Genomic DNA, 4,612 nt, shown 5'->3' with positions numbered 1-4,612 from the left:
CTGAATGCGAGATGGAGATCGGTATCGGTAAAAGGATAGAGAGAGGACATGACGGGTCGTTTCCTTGGTTTGCCAATGTGACCGTCACGAAGGTAAGCGTTGCGGCAGGTGAAAAAGGAGTAGATGGTTACCGCTGCAAGCCTCATCGAAGGTCGTAGAACCGCGGGTTGCCACTGGGGTGGCACTGTGCTGTATGCTTGGGCGGTCTTCAGGGCGGGGTGCAAGTCCCCACCGGCGGTAAATCGAAAGATGAGCCCGCGAGCGCCCCGACCATGTCGGGGGTCAGCAGATCTGGTGCAACTCCAGAGCCGACGGTCATAGTCCGGATGAAAGAAGGCGTCATGCAGGGGCCATCCGGGCGCCCTTGCGCGCGCATTTTGTTCGCCCCGAGACGTTCATCGATCATTCACGAGGAGCGTTTCATGTTCACCCAGCACCACGCGCAATTCCCCAATGTTTCCGCCGCCATCACCGCCTTCAAGGCCGGGCGCCCTGTACTGTTGCTCGACGATGACGACCGCGAGGACGAAGCGGACATCATTGCTGCCGCCGAGAACATTTCGCTGCAGACCATGGCCATGATGATTCGCGATTGCAGCGGCATCGTCTGTCTGTGCCTGGACGAAGCCACCGTCGACGAACTGCAATTGGCGCCCATGGTGCAGAATAATCAGGCCCGGCACGGCACCGGTTTCACCGTGACCATCGAAGCGGCCGAAGGTATCACCACCGGGGTTAGCGCCCAGGATCGCATCACCACCATTGACGCAGCATTGCGCTCCAGCGCCGAACAGCGCCATATCGTCAGCCCGGGGCAGGTTTTTTTCCGCTGCGCGCCCGCAATGGCGGGGTGCTGACCCGCCGTGGGCATACCGAAGGTTCGGTGGACCTGGCGCGCCTGGCCGGCCTGCGCCCGGCAGCGGTCTTGTGCGAGCTGATGAACCCCGATGGCAGCATGGCCCGTGGTGAGCAGGTGGCGGTATATGCACGGCAGTACAATTTGCCGGTGCTGACCATCGAGGAACTGGCGCAGTACCGTGAGGCGATGCTGGAACGGGAAGCAGAGCCAGCCTGATCCACCGAACAGGGACGCTTTGCGGTCCTCGTGCGAGCGGCCCTTTCGCGACATAGGGCCGCTCCTCCTTCGGTCGGCATCAGCCGAGCAGTTGCCGGAAGTTTGCTCCCCCCGCCCCGCTCTGCTAGTGTCGCGCCGTTCTGAATGCCACCGAGACAGTCGCCATGGCCCGCAAAAAAGCCTCCCTCGATTTCGAGCAATCCCTCGCAGACCTGCAAGCACTGGTCGAGCGCCTGGAGAACGGCGAGTTGTCGCTGGAAGAGTCGCTGGCCGCCTTTGAACAAGGCATCGCCCTGACCCGTGACTGCCAGGGAGCCCTGGCCCAGGCCGAACAGAAGGTGCAAATTCTGCTGGAGCGCGACGGTGAACTGGCTGCCCAGCCCTTCGACGCGGAGCCGGAAGCATGATTGGCACCTACCAGGCCAGTTGCCAGGCGCGCGTCGACGCAGCCCTCGAACCGCTGTTCATCGCCCCGAGCAAAGAGCTGGAACGCCTTTACGCCGCCATGCGCTACAGCGTGATGAACGGCGGCAAACGCGTGCGCCCGTTGCTGGCCTACGCGGCCTGCGAAGCCTTGGGCGCCCCCGCCGAGCAGGCCAACGGTGCAGCCTGCGCGGTCGAGCTGATTCATGCTTACTCGCTGGTGCATGACGACCTCCCGGCCATGGACGACGACGACCTGCGTCGCGGCCAGCCGACCACCCACAAGGCGTTTGACGAAGCGTGCGCCATCCTTGCTGGCGACGGTTTGCAGAGCCTGGCTTTCAGTGCCCTGCTCGACCCTTGCCTGAGCCCGCAGATCGACAGCATTCGCCTGGCCATGGTTCAGGTACTGGCCAAAGCTGCCGGCCCGGCCGGCATGGTTGGCGGCCAGGCCATCGATCTCGGTTCGGTGGGCCAGAAGCTGGACCAGCAGGCGCTGGAGTTCATGCACCGGCACAAGACCGGCGCGCTGATCGAAGCCAGCGTACGCCTCGGCGCCCTGGCCAGTGCCCGTGCCGAACCGGCGCAGCTGGATGCCCTGCAAACTTATGCACAGGCCATTGGCCTGGCATTCCAGGTGCAGGACGACATCCTCGACGTGGAAAGCGACACTGCTACCTTGGGCAAACGCCAAGGTGCAGACATAGCGCGTGACAAACCGACCTACCCGGCCCTGCTGGGCCTGGAAGCCGCCAAAGCCTATGCAATCGAACTGCGCGACCAGGCGCTGGCCGCACTGCAAGGGTTCGGCGAAACGGCCGAACCGCTGCGGGCTTTGGCGCGTTACATCGTCGAACGCCGTAACTAAACAGCTTCACCTATCCCCGTAGGATCGGGTTTACCCGCGAATGCGATCTTGAATTTGCCGACGCATTCGCGGGTAAACCCGCTCCTACAGGGGGCCGCGTAACCTGTGGTCGAATGGGCACTTTTCCCACAATGGGGTAAACTGCCGCGTCTTCACACACCAATAACGACTCGCCTGATGCCCACGACGTTTCAAGAGATCCCCCGCGAACGCCCGGTCACGCCGTTGCTCGACCGCGCTGACACGCCTGCCGGCCTGCGCCGGTTGGCCGAAGCCGACCTGGAAACGCTGGCCGACGAACTGCGCCAGGAACTGCTCTACACCGTCGGGCAGACCGGTGGGCATTTTGGTGCCGGCCTGGGCGTGATCGAGCTGACCATCGCCCTGCACTACGTGTTCGACACCCCGGACGACCGGCTGGTGTGGGACGTGGGGCACCAGGCCTACCCGCACAAGATCCTCACCGGGCGCCGTAACCGCATGCTCAGCCTGCGCCAGAAGGACGGCATCGCGGCCTTCCCACGCCGCAGCGAAAGCGAGTACGACACCTTTGGCGTTGGCCACTCCAGCACCTCGATCAGCGCCGCGCTGGGCATGGCCATTGCTGCCCGCCTGCAGAACAGCGCACGCAAGTCGATCGCAGTGATTGGTGATGGCGCGCTGACCGCCGGCATGGCCTTCGAGGCGTTGAACCACGCCCAGGAAGTCAATGCCGACATGCTGGTGATCCTCAACGATAACGACATGTCGATTTCGCGCAACGTCGGCGGCCTGTCCAACTACCTGGCCAAGATCCTCTCCAGCCGCACCTACGCGAGCATGCGCGAAGGCAGCAAGAAAGTGCTGTCGCGACTGCCAGGCGCCTGGGAAATCGCCCGTCGCACCGAGGAATACGCCAAGGGCATGCTGGTGCCAGGCACGCTGTTCGAAGAGCTGGGCTGGAACTACATCGGCCCGATCGACGGCCACGACCTGCCCACCATGATCGCCACCCTGCGCAACATGCGTGATCTGAAAGGCCCGCAGTTCCTGCATGTGGTGACCAAGAAGGGCAAAGGCTTCGCCCCTGCCGAGATTGACCCGATCGGCTACCACGCCATCACCAAGCTGGAGCCGGCCGACAAGCCCGCCGCGCCGAAGAAAGCCAGCGGCCCGAAATATTCCGCGGTGTTCGGCCAGTGGCTGTGCGACATGGCTGCTGCCGACAACCGTCTGGTGGGCATTACCCCAGCGATGAAGGAAGGCTCGGACCTGGTCGACTTCAGCGAACGCTACCCTGAGCGCTACTTCGACGTTGCGATTGCAGAGCAGCATGCCGTGACCTTGGCGGCCGGCATGGCCTGTGAGGGCAGCAAGCCGGTGGTGGCGATTTATTCCACCTTCCTGCAGCGTGCCTACGACCAGCTGATCCACGACGTGGCGGTGCAGAACCTCGACGTGCTGTTCGCCATCGACCGTGCCGGCCTGGTCGGCGAGGATGGCCCGACCCACGCCGGCAGCTACGATCTGTCGTACCTGCGCTGCATCCCGGGCATGCTGGTGATGACCCCCAGCGACGAGAACGAACTGCGCAAGATGCTCAGCACCGGCCACCTGTACAACGGCCCGGCCGCTGTACGGTACCCGCGTGGTACCGGCCCGAATGCGCCGATCAGCGGTGACCTGCAACCACTGGAGATCGGCAAGGGCGTGGTCCGCCGCCAGGGCGAGAAAGTGGCCCTGCTGGTGTTTGGCGTACAACTGGCCCAGGCCATGCAAGTGGCCGAACAGATCAACGCCACGGTGGTCGACATGCGCTTCGTCAAGCCGCTGGACGAGGCGCTGGTGCTGGAGCTGGCAGGCAGCCATGAGCTGCTGGTAACCATCGAAGAGAACGCCATCATGGGTGGCGCGGGCGCTGCGGTGGGTGAGTTCCTTGCCAGCCAGGCAGTGCTCAAGCCGCTTCTGCACCTGGGGCTGCCGGATATCTATGTCGAGCATGCCAAGCCTGCGCAAATGCTGGCTGAGTGCGGGCTGGATGCGGCCGGGATCGAGGCTTCGGTGAAGGCCCGCATGGCCAGGCTCGGGCTCTAGGGCCCTTTCGCGGGTAAACCCGATCCTACGACGGGCTGCGCCCGATTACCGATGTGTGCCCACTGTAGATGCGGGTTTACCCGCGAATACGGTTGCGGCGGCAACAGTGAACCGCTGGTGGAAATTGGCCTGCAGGACCGGCCCTTTCGCGGGTAAACCCGCTCCTACGACGG

Annotated in this window: 3 protein-coding genes, 1 pseudogene and 1 riboswitch; all 4 genes and pseudogenes read left to right on the top strand. The window is 63.8% G+C overall.

The window, feature by feature from the left end; translation table 11 throughout:
* Window positions 1-200: 200 nt before the first annotated feature.
* Window positions 201-342, top strand: a riboswitch (FMN riboswitch).
* A gap of 80 nt (window positions 343-422) precedes the next feature.
* Window positions 423-1,075, top strand: a pseudogene (gene ribB, locus ACF8EF_RS08660) (3,4-dihydroxy-2-butanone-4-phosphate synthase).
* A gap of 164 nt (window positions 1,076-1,239) precedes the next feature.
* A complete protein-coding gene (locus ACF8EF_RS08655; RefSeq protein ID WP_003255380.1) occupies window positions 1,240-1,482 on the top strand; it encodes an exodeoxyribonuclease VII small subunit in 243 nt (80 codons plus the stop codon).
* Window positions 1,479-2,366, top strand: a complete 888-nt coding sequence (gene ispA, locus ACF8EF_RS08650) for a (2E,6E)-farnesyl diphosphate synthase (RefSeq protein WP_004577210.1) — start codon at window positions 1,479-1,481, stop codon at window positions 2,364-2,366. Before ACF8EF_RS08655 ends, ispA begins: the two co-directional genes overlap by 4 nt.
* Window positions 2,367-2,543: 177 nt before the next feature.
* Complete coding sequence (gene dxs / locus ACF8EF_RS08645) at window positions 2,544-4,439, top strand: 1-deoxy-D-xylulose-5-phosphate synthase (protein WP_209968234.1); 1,896 nt, start codon at window positions 2,544-2,546, stop codon at window positions 4,437-4,439.
* The last annotated feature ends 173 nt before the right edge of the window (window positions 4,440-4,612 follow it).

Origin of the sequence: Pseudomonas sp. zjy_15, from assembly GCF_043101865.1 — a bacterium.
GTDB lineage: Bacteria > Pseudomonadota > Gammaproteobacteria > Pseudomonadales > Pseudomonadaceae > Aquipseudomonas > Aquipseudomonas putida_Y.
This window is presented reverse-complemented; position numbering and strand designations above follow the sequence as displayed.